Genomic DNA, 20,361 nt, shown 5'->3' on the forward strand with positions numbered 1-20,361 from the left:
GGGCAGCTGGGTTGACCACGCACGCACCGCAGGCGGCGCAGTCCGTGACGCTGCCGGCCACGCTCGACGCGGCCGTGGCGGCGCTCACGGCCATGCCCGCCGCCGTGCCCGTAGCGGGCGGCACCGATCTGATGGCCGCCGTCAACAAGGGCCAGCTCCGCCCGGCCGGCCTCGTCGGACTCGGCCGCATCAACGAGATCCGCGGCTGGCAGTACCAGGACGGCCACGCCCTCCTCGGCGCCGGTCTCACCCACGCGCGCATGGGCCGCCCCGACTTCGCGGCGCTCATCCCCGCGCTCGCCGCCGCCGCCCGCGCCGCCGGACCGCCCCAGATCCGCAACGCGGGCACCCTCGGCGGCAACATCGTCAGCGCCGCGCCCACCGGTGACTCCCTGCCCGTGCTGGCCGCCCTGGAGGCGGACCTCGTCGTGGCGGGCCCGGCCGGTACGCGCGAGATCCCGGTGTCGTACCTGCTGGCCGGCCGCGAGCTGCTCGCGCCGGGCGAACTGGTCGGCTTCGTCCGCGTCCCCCTGCTGCACGCGCCGCAGGTCTTCCTGAAGGCCACCGGCCGGACCGGACCCGGCCGCGCCACCGCGTCCGTCGCGCTCGTCCTGGACCCGGCGCGGCGTGGCGTGCGCTGCGCGGTGGGCGCCATCGCCCCGATGCCGCTGCGGCCGCTGGAGGCCGAGCGCTGGATCGCGTCGCTGATCGACTGGGACGGCGACCGGGGGCTGGTCCCGGAGGCGTTGGCGGCGTTCGGGGAGTACGTCGCGGCGGCGTGCATCCCGGATCCGCCGGAGGGCGGGGAGCAGCTGCCGCCCGCCGTACTGCACTTGCGGCGCACGGTCGCCGCGCTGGCCCGACGAGCACTGGGGAGGGCGCTGTCGTGACCACCGGCGAGAACGAGCACGAGAACGAGCAGCCGTACGGGCAGGAGTACGGGCCGGAGTACGGCGGCTGGCGGCCGACGCCGCAGGGCGAGTACGACGGTGACGCGACCGCCTTCGTCCAGCTGCCGCCGGAACTCGCGGGCGAGGGTGCCCCGCTGGAGGCCCCCGGGCACGGCTACGTACCGGCGGAGGCGTGGGCGGCGCACGACCCGAACGCGACCGCGCAGTGGAGCTTCCCGGCCGCGCCGGCCGCTCCCACCGGCCCGGAGGCCGCGGCTGCGCCGGAGGCCGCGCCCACCGAGCTGACCGGACAGTGGACGATTCCGGTCGCACAAGGGGATATCCCGGACGAATCGGGCGAGTTCGCGGCCTCGGCGCTGGCCTCGCAGTGGACGAGCGGCAACCCGCCGGCCACCCTGCCGGGCGGCGCCCCCGCGCCCTGGGCGACCCCGGAGCCGGTGACCGCGCCGGAGCCCGCGCCCGAGCCCGCACCCGCGCCCGTGGAGGCGGCGCCGCAGGAACCGGAGCCGGAGGCCGAGCCCGTCCCCGCCGCCGAGCCCGAGCCGGCGGCGGAACCGGGACCGCAGCCGGAACCGCAGGAGGCACAGACCCCGGAGCCGGAACCGCAGCCGGAGCCGGAACCGGAGCCGCGGGAAGAAGCCGCTGCGCCGCCCCAGGCCGCCGACAGCGACGAACACCCCCACGTCTCGTACGTCCTGCGCGTCAACGGCACCGACCGCCCCGTCTCCGAGGCGTGGATCGGCGAGTCGCTGCTCTACGTGCTGCGCGAGCGCCTCGGCCTCGCCGGCGCCAAGGACGGCTGCTCGCAGGGCGAGTGCGGCGCCTGCAACGTCCAGGTCGACGGCCGCCTCGTCGCCTCCTGCCTGGTCCCCGCGGCCACCGCGGCCGGCAGCGAGGTCCGCACGGTCGAGGGCCTTGCCGTGAACGGCGAGCCCTCCGACGTGCAGCGGGCCCTCGCCGCGTGCGGTGCCGTCCAGTGCGGTTTCTGCATCCCCGGCATGGCCATGACCGTGCACGACCTGCTCGAGGGCAACCACGCCCCGACCGAACTGGAGACCCGCCAGGCGCTGTGCGGCAACCTCTGCCGCTGCACCGGGTACCGCGGCGTCCTCGACGCCGTACGGGAGGTGGCCGCCGAGCGCGCCGCCTCCGCCGCCGCGGCGGCGGAAGCAGCCGCCGAAGCGGCCGACACGGCCCGCATCCCGCACCAGGTTCCCCACCCGCACGACGGAGGCATGGCGTGAGCAACGACGCGGCCACCGCCATCCCGGCGGTCGACGCCCCCCAGGTCCCGCAGCAGGAGGTGCCGACCCACGGGCTCGGCGCGTCGCTCCCGTCCGCCGACGCCCGCGCCAAGACCGAGGGCACCTTCCCGTACGCCTCCGACCTGTGGGCCGAGGGCCTGCTGTGGGCGGCCGTCCTGCGTTCGCCGCACGCCCACGCGCGCGTGGTGTCGATCGACACCAGCGCCGCGGCCGAGATGCCGGGCGTCCGCGCCGTCGTGACCCACGCCGACGTGCCGGGCGCCGCCACGTACGGCCGCACCGTCGCCGACCGCCCCGTCTTCGCCTCCGACCTCGTGCGCCACCACGGCGAGGCCATCGCCGCGGTCGCCGCCGATCACCCGGACACCGCCCGCCTGGCCGCCGCCGCCATCGCGGTCGAGTACGAACTCCTCGACCCGGTCACCGACCCGGAGAAGGCCTTCGCGGCCCCGCCCCTCCACCCCGACGGCAACCTGATCCGCCACATCCCGCTGCGCTACGGCGACCCGGAGGCGGTCGGCGAGGTCGTTGTCGAGGGCCTGTACCGCATCGGCCGCCAGGACCCGGCGCCCATCGGCGCCGAGGCGGGGCTCGCCGTGCCGCGCCCGGACGGCGGCGTGGAGATCTACACCGCCTCCACCGACCCGCACACCGACCGGGACCTGGCCGCCGCCTGTTTCGGCCTCGCGCCCGAACAGGTCAAGGTCGTCGTCACCGGCGTCCCCGGCGCCATGGGCGACCGCGAGGACCCCGGCTTCCAGATCCCGCTGGGGCTGCTCGCCCTGCGCACCGGCTGCCCCGTCAAACTGGCCGCCACCCGCGAGGAGTCCTTCCTCGGCCACGCCCACAGACACCCCACACTGCTGCGCTACCGCCACCACGCCGACGCCGAGGGCCGCCTGGTCAAGGTCGAGGCGCAGATCCTCCTCGACGCGGGCGCGTACGCCGAGGCCTCCTCCGAGTCCCTCGCCGCGGCCGTCGCCTTCGCCTGCGGCCCGTACGTCGTGCCGCACGCCTTCATCGAGGGCTGGGCCGTCCGCACCAACAACCCGCCCTCCGGCCACGTGCGCGGCGAGGGCGCGATGCAGGTCTGCGCCGCGTACGAGGCGCAGATGGACAAGCTCGCCGCGCGGTTGGGCCTGGACCCGGCCGACCTGCGCCTGCGCAACGCCATGGCCACCGGCGACCTCCTCCCCACGGGACAGACGGTCACCTGCCCGGCGCCCGTCGCCGAACTCCTCCAGGCCGTCCGCGACTTCCCGCTCCCCGACCTCCCCGAGGGCTCCCCGGAGGACGGCTGGCTGCTCCCCGGCGGCCCGGAGGGCGCGGGCGAGCCGGGCGCCGTACGGCGGGGCGTCGGGTACGCGCTCGGCATGGTCCACATGCTCGGCGCGGAGGGCACGGACGAGGTCTCCACGGCCACGGTCAAGGTCCACGACGGCGTGGCCACCGTCATCTGTGCGGCGGTCGAGACCGGCCAGGGCTTCTCCACCCTCGCCCGCCAGATCGTCCAGGAGGTCCTGGGCGTCGACGAGGTCCACGTCGCCTCCGTCGACACCGACCAGCCCCCGGCCGGCCCCGCCGCGCACGGCCGCCACACCTGGGTCTCGGGCGGCGCGGTCGAACGCGCCGCCAAGATGGTGCGCACGCAGCTCCTCCAGCCGCTGGCCCACAAGTTCGGCATGTCCACCGAACTGCTCCAGATCACGGACGGCAAGATCACCTCGTACGACGGGGTCCTGTCCACCACCGTCATGGAGGCGTTGGACGGCAAGGAGCTCTGGGCCACCGCCCAGTGCCGCCCCCACCCCACCGAACCCCTCGACGACGCCGGCCAGGGCGACGCCTTCGTGGGCCTCGCCTTCTGCGCCATCCGCGCCGTTGTCGACGTCGACGTCGAGATCGGCTCCGTCCGCGTCGTCGAGATGGCGGTCGCCCAGGACGTGGGCCGCGTGCTGAACCCCGCCCAGCTCGCCACCCGCATCGAGGCGGGCGTCACCCAGGGCATCGGCGCGGCCCTCACCGAGAACCTCCGCACCCCCCGCGGCCTCGTCCGCCACCCGGACCTCACGGGCTACGCCCTGCCGACGTCCCTGGACGCCCCGGACATCCGCATCGTCAAACTCGTCGAGGAGCGCGACGTGGTGGCGCCGTTCGGCGCCAAGGCCGCCAGCGCCGTCCCGGTGGTCACCGCCCCGGCCGCCGTGGCCTCCGCCGTCCGCGCCGCCACGGGCCGCCCCGTCAACCGGCTGCCCATCCGCCCTCAGGCGGCGGTCGCGGTGCCCAAGGCGTAACCGTGTGAGCCGCCGTGCCCGGGAAGGCGTCAGAACACGGGCATGGCGGTCACGTCTCCCCGGCTGACCAGGAACACGCGGTTGCCGCCGGCCGCCACCGCCCAAGGGCCGTGGTCGTCCGGCTGGAAGGTCCACATGCGCGTCTGCTCGGCCTTGTCGAAGGCCGACACGCCGCCGTCGGCGGGGTCCTTGTCGCCCTCGACGACCCAGATGCTGTTGCCCTGGATCACCGGGGGGACCAGGACGGGCCGGGTCGCCGCCGTGTTCTTCATCCAGAGCTCGCTCCTGGTCAGGTCCTTCTTGAACCGGTAGAGGAGCCCTCCGTCGTGGGCGGTGACCCCGTCGTCGTCCAGCGCCGGCGGCCCCCAGCCACCCTTGGTCCTCTCCAGGGGGGTGCTCGCGGGGAGCGACGCGATCTCCCGGCCGTCCGCCAGCCCCCGCGCGGTGAGCGTACGGCCGCCGAGGTACACGGTGTCGCCGTCGACCGCCGGCAGGAGGGGCCCCTTGGCCTGGGCGTCGGCGCGCCAGACCTCGCGGCCGGTGGCGGCGTCGAGGGCGAAGACGCTGCCGTCCGTGCCGGAGACGACCAGACGCCCCGAGCCGTGGACGGCCTGCGGGCCGGGGTCGCCCGCCGCGCCCGCCCTGGCCGGTACGGTCCAGCGGACGCTCCGCGTGGCGCTGTCGATCGCGCGGAGCCGTCCCTCGCGCGTCAGGACGAAGACGGCGTCGTCGCTCGTGGCGAGCAGCAGGGCGACATCCGCGTCCGTGGACCACTTCCGTTCGCTGGTGGACGCGTCGAAGGCCAGGAGCGAGCCCTCCGCGTCGGCGGCCACGAAGAGGTCCCGGTTCAGGGGCAGCTGGCGAGCGCGCGCCGCGACCCCGGGGAGGGACCACTTCCGCTTCCCGTCGGTCACCGTGTGGGCCGCCACCCCGCCACCCGCGGCGGCGAAGACGACCACATCGCGGAGGACCACCGGAGTGGGCGGCGAACCTGTGGCGGCCGCCTTCCGCGCCGTCCACAGCGGCTGCGGCGTGAGGCCCTCGCTGTACTCGCCCTCCCTCAGGGGAGTCGCCGCCGGCGCGTCCCCGGCGGGCGGCAAGGCGGTCGCGTCCCGCCGGGTCAGCCACCAGGCGGACGCCCCGCCGCCCGCGAGGACGACGGCACCGCCCATGCCCGCCCACGCGAGGAAGCGGCGGCGCGACGTCTCCGGGCCCGCGGTCGGCCGGGCGACGGCGGTGAGCCGCCGGGTCTCGGTTTCCCGGCGCCTGATGTCCCCGGCCCACGGGCCGTTGCGCCAGACGCGGCGGGCGCTCGCCGTCGGCGCGAACGCCTTGGCGATCCCCTCCGGCGACGGACGAAAGGCCGCGTCCTTCAGCAGGCACGGGCCGACGAGCTGCTGGAGCCGGGGCGGAAGGCCGCCCAGGTCCGGCTGCCCGTGGACCACGGCGTACTGGACGGCGGCGACGTACGGGCCGTCGTACGCCGGACGGCCGCTCGCCGCGAAGACGAGGACGGCGCCCAGCGAGAACACGTCCGCGGCCGGCGTCACCCGCTGCCCGAGCACCTGCTCGGGAGCCCCGTAGCCCGGGGTGACGGGGATCTGGCCGGTGGTGGTGAGGGTGAGGCCGTGTTCCGGGCGGGCGATGCCGAAGTCGATCAGGCGCGGACCGTCCGCCGTCAGCACGATGTTGGAGGGCTTGACGTCCCGGTGGACCAAACCGGCGGCGTGGACGTCCTGCAGCGTACGGGCCAGAGCCGCGGCCAGCGCGCGGACGGCGTCCTCGCCGAGGGGGCCGTACGCGGTGACGGCCTGGTCCAGCGTCGGGCCGGCGAGGAACTCGGTCGCGATCCACGGCCGTCCGCCCTCCACCTGCGCGGCCAGGACCCGGGCGACGCCCTTGCTCGTGACGGCCCGCGCCGTGTGCGCCTCGCGGACGAAGCGCTGCGCCAGGTTCCGGTCGTGCGCCAACTCGGGGCGCAGGACCTTCACCGCGGCCGGACGGCCACTCTGATCACCCGCCAGGTAGACCTTTCCCATACCGCCTTCGCCGAGTACGCCGACGAGTCGGTACGGACCCAGGCGCAGGGGGTCGCCCGTGCCGAGGGGGAGCAGGGGAAGCGGTGTCTTGGTCTCTGTGTTCACAGTCCTGCGCTCACTGGAGGGGGAGGCAGATGAGGAAACCCTCACCCGCGGCCATGAGAAGCCCCTCCCGCTCCTGGGGAACGAGGCGATCGGCGGTGGTCTGGAAGATGTAGGCGGCCCTGTGCGTGCGGAGGTCCACCGCGCTGAGCCCCTTGGCCACCTTGCTGTACACGTACTTCTCACCGACCACCGGCGGCACCGACAGGTCGGGTTTCGCGTCCGGGAGCTCCTTCTCCTTCCAGAGCACCTTCCCCTCGGCGGCGCTCACCGCCACGAGCCGCCCCTCGGAAGCGGCGTAGACGACGCCGTCCCGCACGGCCGGGGCGCCGAAGGGCTCCTGGCCCTGGTGCTCCCAGAGCGGCTTGCCGTCGGAGAGCCGGAGGGCGGCGAGCGGGGCGCCGGGGACGTAGACGCACCGCTCGTCCACGGCGAGCGGGCTCTTGTAGACGTCCTGCCGCTTCACCTCGAGCAGCCGCGACCAGCGCGTCTCACCGGTCCTCGTGTCGCGCGCGGTGACCTGCGTGCGCCGCTCCTCACCGGTGAGCTCGAAGGTGATGAGCCGGTCCCCGCGCACGGCCGAGGTGAGGACGTACTGGGTGATGTCGAACTTCTCGTCGCGCTGGGGGTGGGAGACCTCCTGCCGCCACACCTCCTTGCGCCGGCGTACGTCGATGGCGAGCAGGTACGTCGAGAGCACCGAGGTGTACGTCCCCTGCCCTGCCACGGCGTACAGCGTGCCGTCGGAGACGCCCAGCAGCTGGGCGATGCTCATGTTGGCGTTGAGGCCCTTGAGCGTGACGAGTGCCGGCCCGGGCTTTCGGGGGTTCTTCGTGTCGATGGTGTGGACGGCGAAGTCCTGGTGGTCCGCGTCCGATTGCGGGACGAGGTGGATGCCCTCGGGGCCCGCGGTGACGAGGCGCGACGCCGTCTGCACGTTGCAGAACCACGCGTCCTTGCCGGTCCGCGGCACGAGCCCGGCGATCCCCAGGCCGACCACCGTGGCCACGTCCTCGCCGACGAGCAGCGGAAAGCCCCGCTGCTCCTCGTCGCCCGTCCACACCTTCTTCTCCCACAGCGAGGGCGGCGACGCGGCGAGCCGCGGCTCCGGCGGTGGCTCGTCGCCGCCGGACGGCTCGCCGGCCGACAGCCAGGACCGGATGCCGAGCGCCGCGCCGCCGGCACCCAGCACGGAGAAGCCGCCCAACGCCAGCAGCCCGCGGCGGGACATCCGGCGCCCCGCCGCCGGGACCGTCTCCGCGTACGGGTCGCTCGAAGGCGCCGGGAGGCGGTGCGGCTCGTGCCGCCAGACCTCCGTCGCGCGGCGGGCGATGTCGGCGAGCAGCAGGGGCGGGAGGTGGTCCGCGAAGTCGCCGTGGCCGTCGTGGAGGACCGCGGCCAGCTCCGCCGGAGTGGGGCGCAGGGCCGGGTCCTTGGCGAGGCAGCGGGCGAGGAGCGGGGCCAGGGACGCGGGGACGGCGGTGAGGTCCGGCTCGGCGTAGCGGACGCGGTAGAGGAGGTCCGCCGGGGCGCCCGTGCCGAAGGGGCCCCGGCCCGTGGCGGCGAAGGTGAGGACGCCCGCGAGGGCGAAGACGTCGCCCGGCGGGGCGTGCTCCCGGCCCGTGGCCTGCTCCGGCGACATGAAGGCGGGCGTGCCGGTCGTCGTGCCCGTGCCGGTCAGGTGGGTGGTGCCGGCCGCGCGGGCGATGCCGAAGTCGATGACCTTGGGGCCGTACGCCGTGACCATGACGTTCGAGGGCTTCAGGTCCCGGTGGACCACGTCCGAGGAGTGCAGTTGGCCCAGCGCGCCGGCGAGGGCGGCGCCCAGGGCGCGGACGGTGGGCTCGGGGAGCGGGCCGCACCGGGCGACGGCATCGTCGAGGGGCGGGCCGAGGACGTACTCGGTCGCCAGCCACGGAGTCTCGGCGAGCGGGTCGGCGTCGAAGACCGCCGCGCCGTGGCGGTCGCCGATGATCCGTGCCGCGTTGGTCTCCAGGTGGAAACGGCTGCGGAAGGCCGGGTCGGCGGCGAGCGCCGCGCGCATGGTCTTGAGTGCGACCGTGCGGCCGCCGGCCGAGCGGGCCAGGTACACCGTGCCCATGCCGCCGCTGCCCAGCCGGGCGAGCAGGCGGTAGCCGCCGAGCTCGGCGGGGTCGTCGTGGGTGAGGGGGGACAGCATGGGCGTGGTCAGTTCCTGGGCCCGGTGGGGAGTTCGGCGGCGAGGACCGAGGCCGACTGGCGCGCCAGCGCCGCGACGATCCGGCCCGGCAGCCAGCCGGGGGTGAGGAGCGAGCCCGCCGAGGTCACGACGGTCTCGTGCGGGGTACGGGGCACGAGGTCGGCGAGGAGCGCTGCGGCCGACGGCCGTGCGGCCGCGTCACGGGTGAGGCACGCGGAGGCCAAGGGGCGCAGGGCGGGCGGGAGTTCGGTTCGTTCCGGGACGGTGGTGCCGGTCGCGGCGTACGCGAGGACCGCGCCGAGTCCGTACACGTCGCCCGGCGGGCGCGGCCTGCCGCCCGCGAGCAGCTCGGGCGCGAGCGCCCCCGGATCCAGCCCCGGCAGGTCCGCGCGCCGCTCGCCGTCCGGCCCCGCCGCCCGTACGGCTCCGAAGCAGCCGAGCCGCGGCCCGTCGGCGGCCAGCAGTACGGCGGCGGGTGACACGCCCGCGTGCGTGAGGCCCTGCGCGTGCGCCGCCGCGAGCGTCTCGGCGAGGGCGGCGCCCAGGGCGCGGACGGTGGGCTCGGGGAGCGGGCCGCCGTGGACGGCGAGCGCGACGGGGAGGGGCAGTACGGGAAGGTAGGGCGTGGCGTACCAGGAGCCCGCCCCGGGCGGCGGCACCTCCGTCACCGGGGCCACCCACGGCCCCATCAGCCGCCGCGCCGTGTCCGCCTCCACCGCGAAGCGCGCCGGATCCGCGCCCGGCAGCGGGGCGTTGACCAGCACCGTACGGTCGCCGTCCGCGCCGCGCGCGATGAAGCGGCGGACGGGCACGTGCGGGGTCTCCGGCGGGTCCAGGCGGGTGATCAGGTGGTACGGGCCGACCCGCCGGGCTTCTTGGCGCGGCCGTTCCATGTGCGAATCCCCCCTCAGCGAGCACCGGAGCAGGCACCGGAGCGAACAGGAGCCTACTCATCGGCCGTAGCCGCGCTCGCGTGCGGGGTTTGAGAGCCGGGTCGGTGATCGCCCCCCGCCGCCCGGCGTGAGCGCCCGGAGGTGTGGTGGTGGGCGAGAGCGGCTGGACCGGGTGCTGCGGGAGGAGACGCCACGGGTCGGGCTGTGGCGGGACACGTCGGAGCTCGACGTGGAGGGAACGGTGGACGCGGTCCTGGCGGGACTGGACCGCGCCCTCGTTCCGTAGAGACCGTGGCGGGAATCGAACCCGCGTCACCAGATTTGCAGTCTGGCCCCTCAGCCACTCGGGCACACGGTCGTGCGGTGGTGCTTCGGTCGGTGCTTCGGTCGGTGCTTCGGTACGACCGTACGGGCGGCGGCAGTTGGAAGGAAAGCCCGGCGGGCGGGCCGCAACACGACTGCCATACGCCGTTCATGGTCGTACGACCAAGGGGGGAGATCTTCCCCGTCCGGAGACAGGGGCCATCGCCTCTCATGCCCCTTACTGTGAGGTGCATGACCGCCTTGGAGAGCAGCGCCGGCACATCCGCCGGCAACCAGCAGGAAGAGCCGCGCGGCGGCGTACTCGACCGGGAGCACCGCGCGCTCAGCATCGGCGTCGTCTCCGTCATCGTGCTGATCGCCTTCGAGGCGACCGCCATCGGTACGGCGATGCCGGTCGCCGCGCGGGAGTTGCACGGGATCCCGCTGTACGCCTTCGCCTTCTCCGCGTACTTCACCACCAGCCTCTTCGCCATGGTCCTCTCCGGGCAGTGGTCCGACCGCGCCGGGCCGCTCGCGCCGCTCACCACCGGTATCACGGCCTTCGGGGCCGGGCTGCTGCTGTCGGGGACGGCCGGGGCGATGTGGCTGTTCATCGTCGGGCGGGCCGTGCAGGGGCTGGGCGGCGGGCTGGTGATCGTGGCGCTGTACGTCGTGATCAGCCGCGCCTACGCGGAGCGGCTGCGCCCCGCCATCATGGCCGCGTTCTCCGCGGGCTGGGTGGTGCCGTCGGTGGTCGGGCCGCTGGTCGCCGGGACGGTCACCGAGCGGCTCGGCTGGCGGTGGGTCTTCGTCGGCATCCCCGTCCTCGTCGTGCTGCCGCTGGCACTCGCGCTGCCCGCGGTACGGCGGATGGCGTCGGGGCCCACGGACCCGGAGGCGCCGCCGGTGCCCTTCGACCGGCGCCGTATCCGGCTGGCGCTCGGGATCTCGCTGGGGGTGGGGCTGCTCCAGTACGCGGGGCAGGAGCTGCGCTGGCTGTCAGTCCTCCCGGCGGTCGCGGGCGCGGCGCTGCTGGTCCCCGCCGTGCGGGGCCTGCTGCCGCGCGGCACGTACCGGGCGGCGCGCGGGCTGCCGTCGGTGGTGCTGCTGCGCGGCATCTCGATGGGGGCGTTCATCTCGGCGGAGTCGTTCGTGCCGCTGATGCTGGTCAGCGAGCGGGGCCTGAGCCCCACCATGGCCGGGCTGTCGCTCGCGGTCGGCGGCCTGACCTGGGCCCTCGGCTCGTACATCCAGGCACGGCCGCGCGTGGAGCCGTACCGGCAGGGGCTGATGGTCTTCGGCATGCTGCTGGTCACCGCGGCCATCGCCGCCGCGCCGAGCGTCCTCATCCCCTCCGTGCCTGTCTGGACCCTGGGTGTGGCCTGGGGCGTCGGCTGCCTCGGCATGGGCATGGTGGTCGCCTCGACGAGCGTGCTGCTGCTGAAGCTGTCCGCGCCGGAGGAGGCGGGCACGAACTCCGCCGCGCTCCAGATCTCGGACGGCCTGTCGAACGTCATGCTCCTCGCGGCGGGCGGCGCCGCCTTCGCCGCCCTCGGCGGCGGCGCGCTCTCGGGCCACGCGGCCGCCGCGGCGACGGGCTCCCACACGGCGGCCTTCGCGGCGGTGTTCCTGCCGATGGCAGCGGTCGCGCTGGTGGGGGTATGGGTGGCGACGCGGCTGGGACCGGGCGCCGAAACCCGGTGACACCGCGACGGCTGTGACCCGCGTCGCAGTCGTCGTGGTCACCGCGTCGTACGGACGGGAACGGAGCCGGGCCCCCGGTAGGGTGGCCCGGTTGTCGTACGTAACGCCGCAGGCGGCGTGACCGCCGTAACCCGAGAGCCGAATCGGAGACCGTGACTACTACCGCCTCCCATCACCTCTCACCCGCCTTCCCCGGCCGCGCCCCCTGGGGCACCGCCAACAAGCTGCGCGCCTGGCAGCAGGCCGCGATGGACAGGTACATCCAGGAGCAGCCCCGCGACTTCCTCGCCGTCGCGACGCCCGGCGCCGGCAAGACGACCTTCGCGCTGACCCTCGCGTCCTGGCTGCTGCACCACCACATCGTCCAGCAGGTCACCGTCGTCGCCCCGACCGAGCACCTGAAGAAGCAGTGGGCGGCCGCGGCGGCGCGCATAGGCATCAAGCTGGACCCGGAGTACAGCGCCGGGCCGCTCAGCAAGGAGTACCAGGGCGTCGCCGTCACCTACGCCGGTGTCGGCGTGCGGCCCATGCTGCACCGCAACCGCAGCGAGCAGCGCAAGACGCTCGTCATCCTCGACGAGATCCACCACGCCGGCGACTCCAAGTCCTGGGGCGAGGCCTGCCTGGAGGCCTTCGAGCCCGCCACGCGGCGGCTCGCGCTCACCGGTACGCCCTTCCGGTCCGACACCAACCCCATCCCCTTCGTCACGTACGAGGAGGACAACGCCGGCATCCGGCGCTCGTCCGCCGACTACACGTACGGATACGGCAACGCCCTCGCCGACGGCGTCGTCCGCCCCGTGATCTTCCTCAGCTACAGCGGCAACATGCGCTGGCGCACGAAGGCGGGCGACGAGGTCGCCGCGAAGCTCGGCGAGCCGATGACCAAGGACGCCGTCTCCCAGGCGTGGCGCACCGCCCTCGACCCGCGCGGCGACTGGATGCCCAACGTCCTGCGCGCCGCCGACCAGCGGCTGACCGAGGTCAGGAAGGGCATCCCCGACGCGGGCGGCCTCGTCATCGCCTCCGACCAGGACTCGGCCCGCGCGTACGCCAAGCTCATCCGCGAGATCACCGGGACGAAGGCGACCGTGGTCCTGTCGGACGACGCGGGCGCGTCGAAGCGGATCGACGAGTTCAGCGACGGCGACGACCGCTGGATGGTCGCGGTCCGCATGGTGTCCGAGGGCGTCGACGTCCCGCGCCTCGCCGTCGGCGTGTACGCGACGACGATCTCCACGCCGCTGTTCTTCGCCCAGGCCGTCGGCCGTTTCGTGCGATCGCGCAGGCGCGGCGAGACCGCGTCCGTGTTCCTTCCGACGATCCCCACGCTGCTCGGCTTCGCGAGCGAGATGGAGGTCGAGCGGGACCACGCCCTCGACAAGCCGAAGAAGGCGGGCGAGGACGAGGACCCGTACGCCGAGTCCGAGAAGGAGATGGACGAGGCCAACAAGCAGCAGGACGAGGACACCGGCGAGCAGGACATGCTGCCCTTCGAGGCGCTGGAGTCCGACGCGGTCTTCGACCGGGTGCTGTACGACGGCGCCGAGTTCGGCATGCAGGCCCACCCCGGCAGCGAGGAGGAGCAGGACTACCTCGGCATCCCGGGCCTGCTCGAGCCCGACCAGGTGCAGCTGCTGCTGCGCAAGCGGCAGGCCCGGCAGATCGCCCACAGCCGGCAGAAGCCGGCCGAGGAGGCCGACCTGCTGGAGCTGCCGGCGGAGCGGCGGCCCGTCGTATCGCACAAGGAGCTGCTGGAGCTGAGGAAGCAGCTGAACACGATGGTGAGCGCGTACGTCCACCAGAGCGGCAAGCCGCACGGCGTGATCCACACGGAGCTGCGCCGGGTGTGCGGCGGCCCGCCGAGCGCGGAGGCGACGGCGGGCCAGATCCGGGAGCGCATCAAGAAGGTCCAGGAGTGGGCGACCCGCATGCGCTGAGCCGCCACCCCGTGGCGTAGCGACCTGGCGACTGGGGCGCCGCGCGGTCTCGCGCGGCGCCTCGCGTGTCGCGGGCGTCCGGCGGCGCGCCCTGCCGGGCGGTCCCCCTCCGGGTCCGGCCCGCCAAGCCGCCGACCGCCCCTCCGCGCGGGCCGCCCCGCACAGGGTTTTCACGCCCCGGTTGACGAACACCAGCGGCCCAACATGGGCAAAACAGGGCGAATACCCCGCACAGCAAACGCTTGCGCCCGGATTCTGGACGAGGTCTTCCGCTAAGCGGAGTCCCTCGCTACTGTCCCGGCAATCGCAATGCAAACGCCCCGTGGCAACGCCGCCGCGGAGCGCAGCCGGTGTGCCATGGCCTGCCGGCGGCCTCTCCGTGCGTCGCCGATGGGACCGGCGGCGCAGCCGACGTTGAGAGTGTCCGCCGACTCACTCCGAAGGAGAGGGCGTCGTGACCGCGGAGACCTCCCAGACGCTCGACCGGGGACTGCGCGTCCTCAAGCTGCTCGCCGACACCGATCACGGGCTGACCGTCACCGAGCTGTCCAACAAGCTCGGTGTCAACCGCACCGTCGTCTACCGCCTGCTCGCCACGCTCGAACAGCACGCGCTCGTACGCCGCGACCTGGGCGGCCGCGCCCGGGTCGGGCTCGGTGTGCTGCGGCTGGGCCGGCAGGTCCATCCGCTGGTGCGCGAGGCCGCCCTGCCCGCGCTGCGCTCGCTGGCCGAGGACATCGGCGCCACCGCGCACCTCACGCTCGTCGACGGGGCCGAGGCCCTCGCCGTCGCGGTCGTCGAACCCACCTGGACGGACTACCACGTCGCGTACCGGGCCGGTTTCCGCCACCCGCTGGACCGCGGCGCCGCCGGACGGGCGATACTCGCCGCCCGCCAGGGCGCCCTCGGTGACCCCGGCTACACGCTCACGCACGGCGAGCTGGAGGCGGGCGCGAGCGGCGCGGCCGCCCCGCTGGTGGGCGTGACGGGCATCGAGGGCAGCGTCGGCGTGGTGATGCTGGCGGACTCGGTCCCGGAGCGGGTCGGCCTGCGCGTGGTCGACGCCGCCCGCGAGGTCGCCGACGCCCTGCGCTGAGCCCGGCCGATAGATTGGCGTCGTGCTGCTCACCAGTCTCCTGCGTAACCGGACCCGTGCCCTGCTCGTCTCCGGGCTGCCCGTCCTCGCGCTGCTCGGCGTGGCCGGGTTCGCGCCGCTGCCGTACACCCTGGCGCAGCCCGGCTCGACCGCCGACGTGCTGGGGCGGCACAAGGGCCAGGAGGTGATCACCATCTCCGGCGCGCCGGTCGACAAGACCGACGGCGAGCTGCGCATGACGACGATCGTCGCGACCGGGCCCCGGACCCACGTCGACCTCGCGGACGTCGTCGACGGCTGGTTCCGTACGGACCGGGCCGTCCTGCCGCACGACTCCGTCTATCCGCCCGGCAAGAGCGACGCGGAGATCGAGAAGCGCAACCTCGGCCAGATGGCCGAGTCGCAGGACGCCGCCGTCGACGCCGCGCTCGGCTACCTCGGCAAGAGCCCGAAGGACGTCAAGGTCACGCTGCGCCTGGCCGACATCGGCGGGCCCAGCGCCGGGCTGCTCTTCGCGCTCGGCATCGTCGACAAGCTCGACGGCGGCGGCGCGAGCCTCACCGGCGGGCGCACCATCGCCGGTACGGGGACCATCACCCCGGACGGAAAGGTCGGCGCCGTCGGCGGGGTCTCCCTCAAGACGCAGGCCGCCGCGCGCGACGGCGCCACCGTCTTCCTCGTACCGAAGGACGAGTGCGCGCAGGCCCGGGCCGAGCGGCCCGACGGCCTCCGGCTCATCCCCGTCACCACGCTCAAGGACGCGGTGTCGTCGCTCCGGGCGCTGCAGCGGGGGACGAAGGTCCCGTCCTGCTGAGGCCGGCGTCCTCGCCCGCCGCCTGCTCCACCAGCGGGATGATCCGCAACGGGACGGGGTTCTCCATGACGATCGCCGTGGAGGCCCGCACGATGCCCTCGAAGCCGACCACCCGGTCGATCACCCGCTGGAGGTCGGCGTTCGAGCGGGCCACCAGCCGGCACAGCATGTCCCCGTGGCCGGTGGTGGTGTGCAGCTCCAGCACCTCCGGCACGCCCGCCAGGTGCTCCCGTACGTCCGCGCCCTGCCCCTGCTTGATCTCCAGCGTGGCGAACGCGGTGACCGGATAGCCCAGCGCCGCCGGGTCGACGTCGGGCCCGAAGCCCCGGATGACGCCGTTCGCCTGCAGCCGGTCCAGGCGCGCCTGGACCGTCCCGCGGGCCACGCCGAGGCGGCGCGACGCCTCCAGGACGCCGATGCGCGGCTCGCGCGCGAGCAGGGCGATGAGCCTGCCGTCCAGATGATCGATCGCCACGACGGCCTCCCGGTGGTCATCCTGTACAGAACGCCCGGCCATACTGCCCAGTCGCTGTGCAGCTTGCCCAGCCCTCCCGCGAACTATTGCGCACCTTGCGGAACGGAGAGAGTCTGCGGCCATGACTGAGACCCTCTCCCAGACCCCCGACACCGCCCGGCAGGCCGACCCCTTCCCGGTGAAGGGCATGGACGCGGTCGTCTTCGCCGTCGGCAACGCCAAGCAGGCCGCGCACTACTACTCCACGGCCTTCGGGATGAAGCTGGTCGCCTACTCCGGACCGGAGAACGGCACCCGCGAGACCGCCAGCTACGTCCTGACGAACGGCGCCGCGCGCTTCGTGTTCACCTCCGTCATCAAGCCGTCCACCGACTGGGGCCGCTTCCTCGCCGAGCACGTCGCCGCCCACGGCGACGGCGTCGTCGACCTCGCCATCGAGGTGCCGGACGCGCGCAAGGCGTACGCGTACGCCGTCGAGCAGGGCGCCACCGGCGTCACCGAGCCGTACGAGCTCAAGGACGAGCACGGCACCGTCGTCCTCGCCGCCATCGCCACGTACGGCGAGACCCGCCACACCCTCGTCGAGCGCTCCGGCTACGACGGCCCCTACCTGCCCGGCTTCGTCGCCGCGCAGCCGATGGTCGAGCCGCCCGCCAAGCGCACCTTCCAGGCGATCGACCACTGCGTGGGCAACGTCGAGCTCGGCAAGATGAACGACTGGGTGGCCTTCTACAACAAGGTCATGGGCTTCACCAACATGAAGGAGTTCGTGGGCGACGACATCGCCACCGAGTACTCCGCGCTCATGTCGAAGGTCGTCGCGGACGGCACCAAGAAGGTCAAGTTCCCGATCAACGAGCCGGCGATCGCGAAGAAGAAGTCGCAGATCGACGAGTACCTGGAGTTCTACGGCGGCCCCGGCGTCCAGCACATCGCCCTCGCCACGAACGACATCGTCGCCACCGTCCGCACCATGCGCGCGGCCGGCGTCCAGTTCCTCGACGTCCCGGACTCGTACTACGACACGCTCGGCGAGTGGGTCGGCGACACGCGCGTGCCGATCGACGAGCTGCGCGAGCTGAAGATCCTCGCCGACCGCGACGAGGACGGCTACCTGCTCCAGATCTTCACCAAGCCGGTCCAGGACCGTCCGACCGTCTTCTTCGAACTCATCGAGCGGCACGGGTCGATGGGCTTCGGCAAGGGCAACTTCAAGGCCCTCTTCGAGGCGATCGAGCGGGAGCAGGCCAAGCGCGGCAACCTCTGACCGCTCCGCGCGGGTGGCGGAGCACCGGGGACTCCGCCACCCGCCCGCAGCACCGTCAGCGCGACGGGCGTCCCGCCGCGCTCGCACCGGCGGTCGCGCTCGGCCGCGGCTTCGTGCCCCGCACGTCCGCCGGGCCGCCCGCCGCGGGTTCCCCCAGGACCGCCAGCGCTCGCCGCGCCTCCGGCGCCAGCAGCGGCGAGAACGCCGGGTTCGTCCGCAGCGCCTGCGTGAGGTGGCGCCGCGCCGGCCCGTACTGGCCGAGCGCCCGCTCGATCTGGCCCCGGTGGTACGCGAACAGCGCGCTGCGCAGGCCCGCCTCCGTGGCCTTCTTCGCGTACCGCAGGCCCTGCGCCGGTTCCCCGGAGCGGTACAGGGCCCAGCCGAGCGCGTCGGCGACGTGCGCGGAGCGGTGGCCGCGCGCCCACGCGTCGGAGAGCCACTTCACGGCCCGCTCCGGGTCGCCGTGGTCGGACTCGTACCGCGCGAGCACCGGGTACGGGTCCACGCCGTGCGTCCGTGCCTTCTCGGCCCGCGTGCGCAGCAGCTCGTAGTGCGTGCGCGCGTCCCCGTCCAGGCCCCGCGACTCGTACAACTCGCCCGCCTCCAGGGCGTACTCAGGCAGCGGCAGCGCGTCCAGCACCGCCCCGTAGTCGCGCAGCGCCTCATCGGCCCGCCCCAGCGCCGCCAGCGCCCGCGCCCGCCCCGCGAGCGACGGCGGATGGCCGGCCACCAGCCGCAGCGCGGCCTCGTAGTAGCCGATCGCCTCGGCCGGCTCCCCCCGCTCCCACGCCAGGTCGCCGAGGTGGCGCAGGCACTCGGCCCGCTCCGCCGGGGTCGCGGCGAGGGCCACCGCGTCGGAGGCGAGCGCCGCCGCGTCCTCGCGCCAGCCCTTGTCGCGGTACACCCGGGACGCGCGCGACAGCGCGGCCGCGCCACCCGGGTGCAGCTCGCGCAGCCGCCCTACCGCCTTGTCGGCCGCCCCGTACGCGCCGAGACCGGTGTACGCGTCGACCAGCAGCGCGTGCGCCTGCCAGCGCCGCGGCTCCCGCTGCCGTACGGCCTCGCCCCACCGCCGGGCCGCGGCGAAGTCGCCCCGGGCCTGGGCGAGCACGCCCAGACCGAGCTGCGCGTCGGTGTTGCCCTCGGCGGCCGGCCGCACCGTCAGCGACCGCTCCAGCGCCTTCTCGGCGCGTACGTACGCGGCGGTGTCGCCGTTCCGGGCCGCCCGCTCCACGTACGCCGTGCCCAGCTCCGCCCAGGCCGCCTCGTCCCGCGGATGCGTCCGCAGCCACTTCTCCCGGTCGGCGATGAACGCGGTCAGCTCCGGCAGCGACGCCTGCGCGCCCGCCCGCACCGCCTCCCGCGCCCGCGCCAGCGGCCCCGGCGCGGGCGGCGCCGAGTCCACCCCGCGCAGCGCGTCCGGTACGCCGGGCACGCCGGGGACGTACAGCAGCACCGCGCCCGCGAGCACCAAGCCCGCACCCGACAGCAGGACGGCCAGCGTGACCCGTTCGGACTTCGTACGACGTGGACGCTCCCGGCCCTGGGTACGGCTCTTCATGCGGCTCACTGTGCGCCAGTACGACCGGTCACCCGCGGCACGCCGACCGCAGCGGCGAACGGGTTCACACCGATGGCCCCGACTGCCAGGCTGGGATCATGGACGACTTGCTGACACACCTGCGCGCCGGCCTCCCGGCGGAAGCGATCCTCACGGACCCGGACGTCACCGCCTCGTACGCCCACGACGCGGCGAGCTTCTGCGCCGCCGGCGCGCCCGCCGTGGTCGTCCTGCCGAGCACCGTCGAGCAGGTCCAGCACGTCATGCGCACGGCGACCGCGCTGCGCGTGCCCGTCGTCCCGCAGGGCGCCCGCACGGGCCTGTCCGGCGCCGCCAACGCCTCCGACGGCTGCATCGTCCTGTCCCTCGTCACGATGGACCGCATCCTGGAGATCAACCCGGTCGACCGGATCGCGGTCGTCGAGCCGGGCGTCGTCAACGCCACCCTCTCCCGCGAGGTCGCCGCGCACGGCCTGTACTACCCGCCCGACCCGTCCAGCTGGGAGACGTGCACCATCGGCGGCAACATCGGCACGGCGTCCGGCGGCCTGTGCTGCGTCAAGTACGGGGTCACGGCGGAGTACGTCCTCGGCCTCGACGTCGTCCTCGCCGACGGCCGCCTGCTCACCACCGGCCGCCGCACCGCCAAGGGCGTCGCCGGCTACGACCTGACCCGGCTCCTCGTCGGCTCGGAGGGCACCCTCGGCATCGTCGTACGGGCCGTGCTGGCGCTCAAGCCGCAGCCGCCGCGGCAGCTGGCGCTCGCCGCCGAGTTCCCGTCGGCGGCCGCCGCCTGCGCGGCCGTCTGCGCGATCATGGAACGCGGCCACACGCCGTCGCTGCTGGAGCTCATGGACCGCACGACGATCCAGGCCGTCAACCGGCTGGCCAAGATGGGCCTGCCCGACTCCACCGAGGCGCTGCTCCTCGCCGCCTTCGACACCCCGGACCCGGCCGCCGACCTCGCGGCGGTGGGCGAGCTGTGCACGGCGGCGGGCGCCACGCAGGTCGTACCCGCCGAGGACGAGGCCGAGTCGGAGCTGCTCCTGCAGGCCCGGCGCCTGTCGCTCACCGCCCTGGAGACCGTCTCGTCGGCGACGATGATCGACGACGTGTGCGTACCGCGCAGCCGGCTCGCCGAGATGCTCGACGGCACGGCCGCCATCGCCGAGACGTACGGCCTCACCATCGGCGTCTGCGTCCACGCGGGCGACGGCAACACCCACCCCGTCGTCTGCTTCGACCACACCGACCCCGACGAGTCCCGGCGCGCCCGCGAGTCGTTCGACGCCATCATGGCGCTCGGCCTGGAGCTGGGCGGCACGATCACCGGCGAACACGGCGTCGGCGTCCTGAAGAAGGAGTGGCTGGCCCGCGAACTGGGCGCGGTCGAGGTGGAGTTGCAGCGCTCCATCAAGCAGGCCTTCGACCCGCTCGGCATCCTCAACCCGGGCAAGCTCTTCTAGGTCTCCGGTCCTGGTCCCCATGCCCGATGGTCACCGGCCCGCCCCGCCGCCT

15 protein-coding genes and 1 tRNA gene are annotated in these 20,361 nt (G+C 74.5%); 10 read left to right on the plus strand and 6 right to left on the minus strand.

The window, feature by feature from the left end:
- The first annotated feature begins 11 nt into the window (after positions 1-11).
- The 3 genes from AB0A69_RS18930 to AB0A69_RS18940 are packed head-to-tail and all read left to right on the plus strand — an operon-like array spanning position 12 to position 4,470.
- Complete coding sequence (locus AB0A69_RS18930; RefSeq protein ID WP_361422726.1) at positions 12-890, plus strand: FAD binding domain-containing protein; 879 nt, start codon at positions 12-14, stop codon at positions 888-890.
- Positions 887-2,155: a (2Fe-2S)-binding protein gene (locus tag AB0A69_RS18935; protein WP_361422729.1), complete on the plus strand. Its 1,269-nt coding sequence runs from the start codon at positions 887-889 to the stop codon at positions 2,153-2,155. The genes AB0A69_RS18930 and AB0A69_RS18935 overlap by 4 nt, the downstream gene beginning before the upstream one ends.
- Positions 2,152-4,470, plus strand: a complete 2,319-nt coding sequence (locus AB0A69_RS18940) for a xanthine dehydrogenase family protein molybdopterin-binding subunit (protein WP_361422732.1) — start codon at positions 2,152-2,154, stop codon at positions 4,468-4,470. Before AB0A69_RS18935 ends, AB0A69_RS18940 begins: the two co-directional genes overlap by 4 nt.
- 29 nt (positions 4,471-4,499) lie before the next feature.
- Here AB0A69_RS18940 and AB0A69_RS18945 read toward each other — a convergent pair whose 3' ends face one another.
- The 3 genes from AB0A69_RS18945 to AB0A69_RS18955 are packed head-to-tail and all read right to left on the minus strand — an operon-like array spanning position 4,500 to position 9,683.
- Entirely contained in the window at positions 4,500-6,614 is a 2,115-nt protein-coding gene (locus tag AB0A69_RS18945; RefSeq protein WP_361422735.1) for a serine/threonine-protein kinase, read from the minus strand.
- Positions 6,615-6,624: 10 nt separating this feature from the next.
- Entirely contained in the window at positions 6,625-8,790 is a 2,166-nt protein-coding gene (locus tag AB0A69_RS18950) for a PQQ-binding-like beta-propeller repeat protein (protein ID WP_361422738.1), read from the minus strand.
- Between the two features lie 8 nt (positions 8,791-8,798).
- Positions 8,799-9,683, minus strand: coding sequence for a serine/threonine protein kinase (locus AB0A69_RS18955; protein WP_361422741.1), 885 nt, complete (start codon positions 9,681-9,683; stop codon positions 8,799-8,801).
- A 127-nt stretch (positions 9,684-9,810) separates the two neighbouring features.
- On the opposite strand from AB0A69_RS18955, the gene AB0A69_RS18960 reads away from it, so the two are divergent.
- The gene (locus AB0A69_RS18960; RefSeq protein WP_361422744.1) at positions 9,811-9,969 is read left to right on the plus strand and encodes a hypothetical protein; all 159 of its coding nucleotides are present in this window, start codon (positions 9,811-9,813) and stop codon (positions 9,967-9,969) included.
- On the opposite strand, the gene AB0A69_RS18965 is transcribed toward AB0A69_RS18960, so the two are convergent.
- Positions 9,970-10,041 (minus strand) — tRNA-Cys (locus AB0A69_RS18965).
- A gap of 176 nt (positions 10,042-10,217) precedes the next feature.
- On the opposite strand from AB0A69_RS18965, the gene AB0A69_RS18970 reads away from it, so the two are divergent.
- The 4 genes from AB0A69_RS18970 (at position 10,218) to AB0A69_RS18985 (ending at position 15,540) form a co-directional block, all read left to right on the plus strand.
- Positions 10,218-11,690: an MFS transporter gene (locus AB0A69_RS18970; RefSeq protein ID WP_361422747.1), complete on the plus strand. Its 1,473-nt coding sequence runs from the start codon at positions 10,218-10,220 to the stop codon at positions 11,688-11,690.
- A gap of 152 nt (positions 11,691-11,842) precedes the next feature.
- Complete coding sequence (locus tag AB0A69_RS18975) at positions 11,843-13,630, plus strand: DEAD/DEAH box helicase (protein ID WP_361422750.1); 1,788 nt, start codon at positions 11,843-11,845, stop codon at positions 13,628-13,630.
- Positions 13,631-14,084: 454 nt separating this feature from the next.
- Positions 14,085-14,726: a helix-turn-helix domain-containing protein gene (locus tag AB0A69_RS18980; RefSeq protein WP_361422753.1), complete on the plus strand. Its 642-nt coding sequence runs from the start codon at positions 14,085-14,087 to the stop codon at positions 14,724-14,726.
- A 25-nt stretch (positions 14,727-14,751) separates the two neighbouring features.
- Positions 14,752-15,540: a S16 family serine protease gene (locus tag AB0A69_RS18985; RefSeq protein ID WP_361423189.1), complete on the plus strand. Its 789-nt coding sequence runs from the start codon at positions 14,752-14,754 to the stop codon at positions 15,538-15,540.
- Here the strand turns inward: AB0A69_RS18985 and AB0A69_RS18990 are convergent.
- Positions 15,479-16,015 (minus strand): Lrp/AsnC family transcriptional regulator, encoded by a 537-nt coding sequence (locus tag AB0A69_RS18990; RefSeq protein WP_361422756.1) that lies wholly within the window; start codon positions 16,013-16,015, stop codon positions 15,479-15,481. The two genes, AB0A69_RS18985 and AB0A69_RS18990, sit on opposite strands and share 62 nt — an antisense overlap.
- A 121-nt stretch (positions 16,016-16,136) precedes the next feature.
- On the opposite strand from AB0A69_RS18990, the gene hppD reads away from it, so the two are divergent.
- The gene (gene hppD, locus AB0A69_RS18995) at positions 16,137-17,282 is read left to right on the plus strand and encodes a 4-hydroxyphenylpyruvate dioxygenase (RefSeq protein ID WP_361422759.1); all 1,146 of its coding nucleotides are present in this window, start codon (positions 16,137-16,139) and stop codon (positions 17,280-17,282) included.
- Between the two features lie 55 nt (positions 17,283-17,337).
- On the opposite strand, the gene AB0A69_RS19000 is transcribed toward hppD, so the two are convergent.
- Entirely contained in the window at positions 17,338-18,843 is a 1,506-nt protein-coding gene (locus AB0A69_RS19000) for a tetratricopeptide repeat protein (RefSeq protein WP_361422762.1), read from the minus strand.
- A 98-nt stretch (positions 18,844-18,941) separates the two neighbouring features.
- Between AB0A69_RS19000 and AB0A69_RS19005 the strand changes: the two genes are divergently transcribed.
- Positions 18,942-20,309: an FAD-linked oxidase C-terminal domain-containing protein gene (locus tag AB0A69_RS19005; protein WP_361422765.1), complete on the plus strand. Its 1,368-nt coding sequence runs from the start codon at positions 18,942-18,944 to the stop codon at positions 20,307-20,309.
- Positions 20,310-20,361 lie beyond the last annotated feature (52 nt).

The organism is Streptomyces sp. NPDC045431 (assembly GCF_040646655.1).
In the GTDB taxonomy this organism is placed as follows: domain Bacteria; phylum Actinomycetota; class Actinomycetes; order Streptomycetales; family Streptomycetaceae; genus Streptomyces.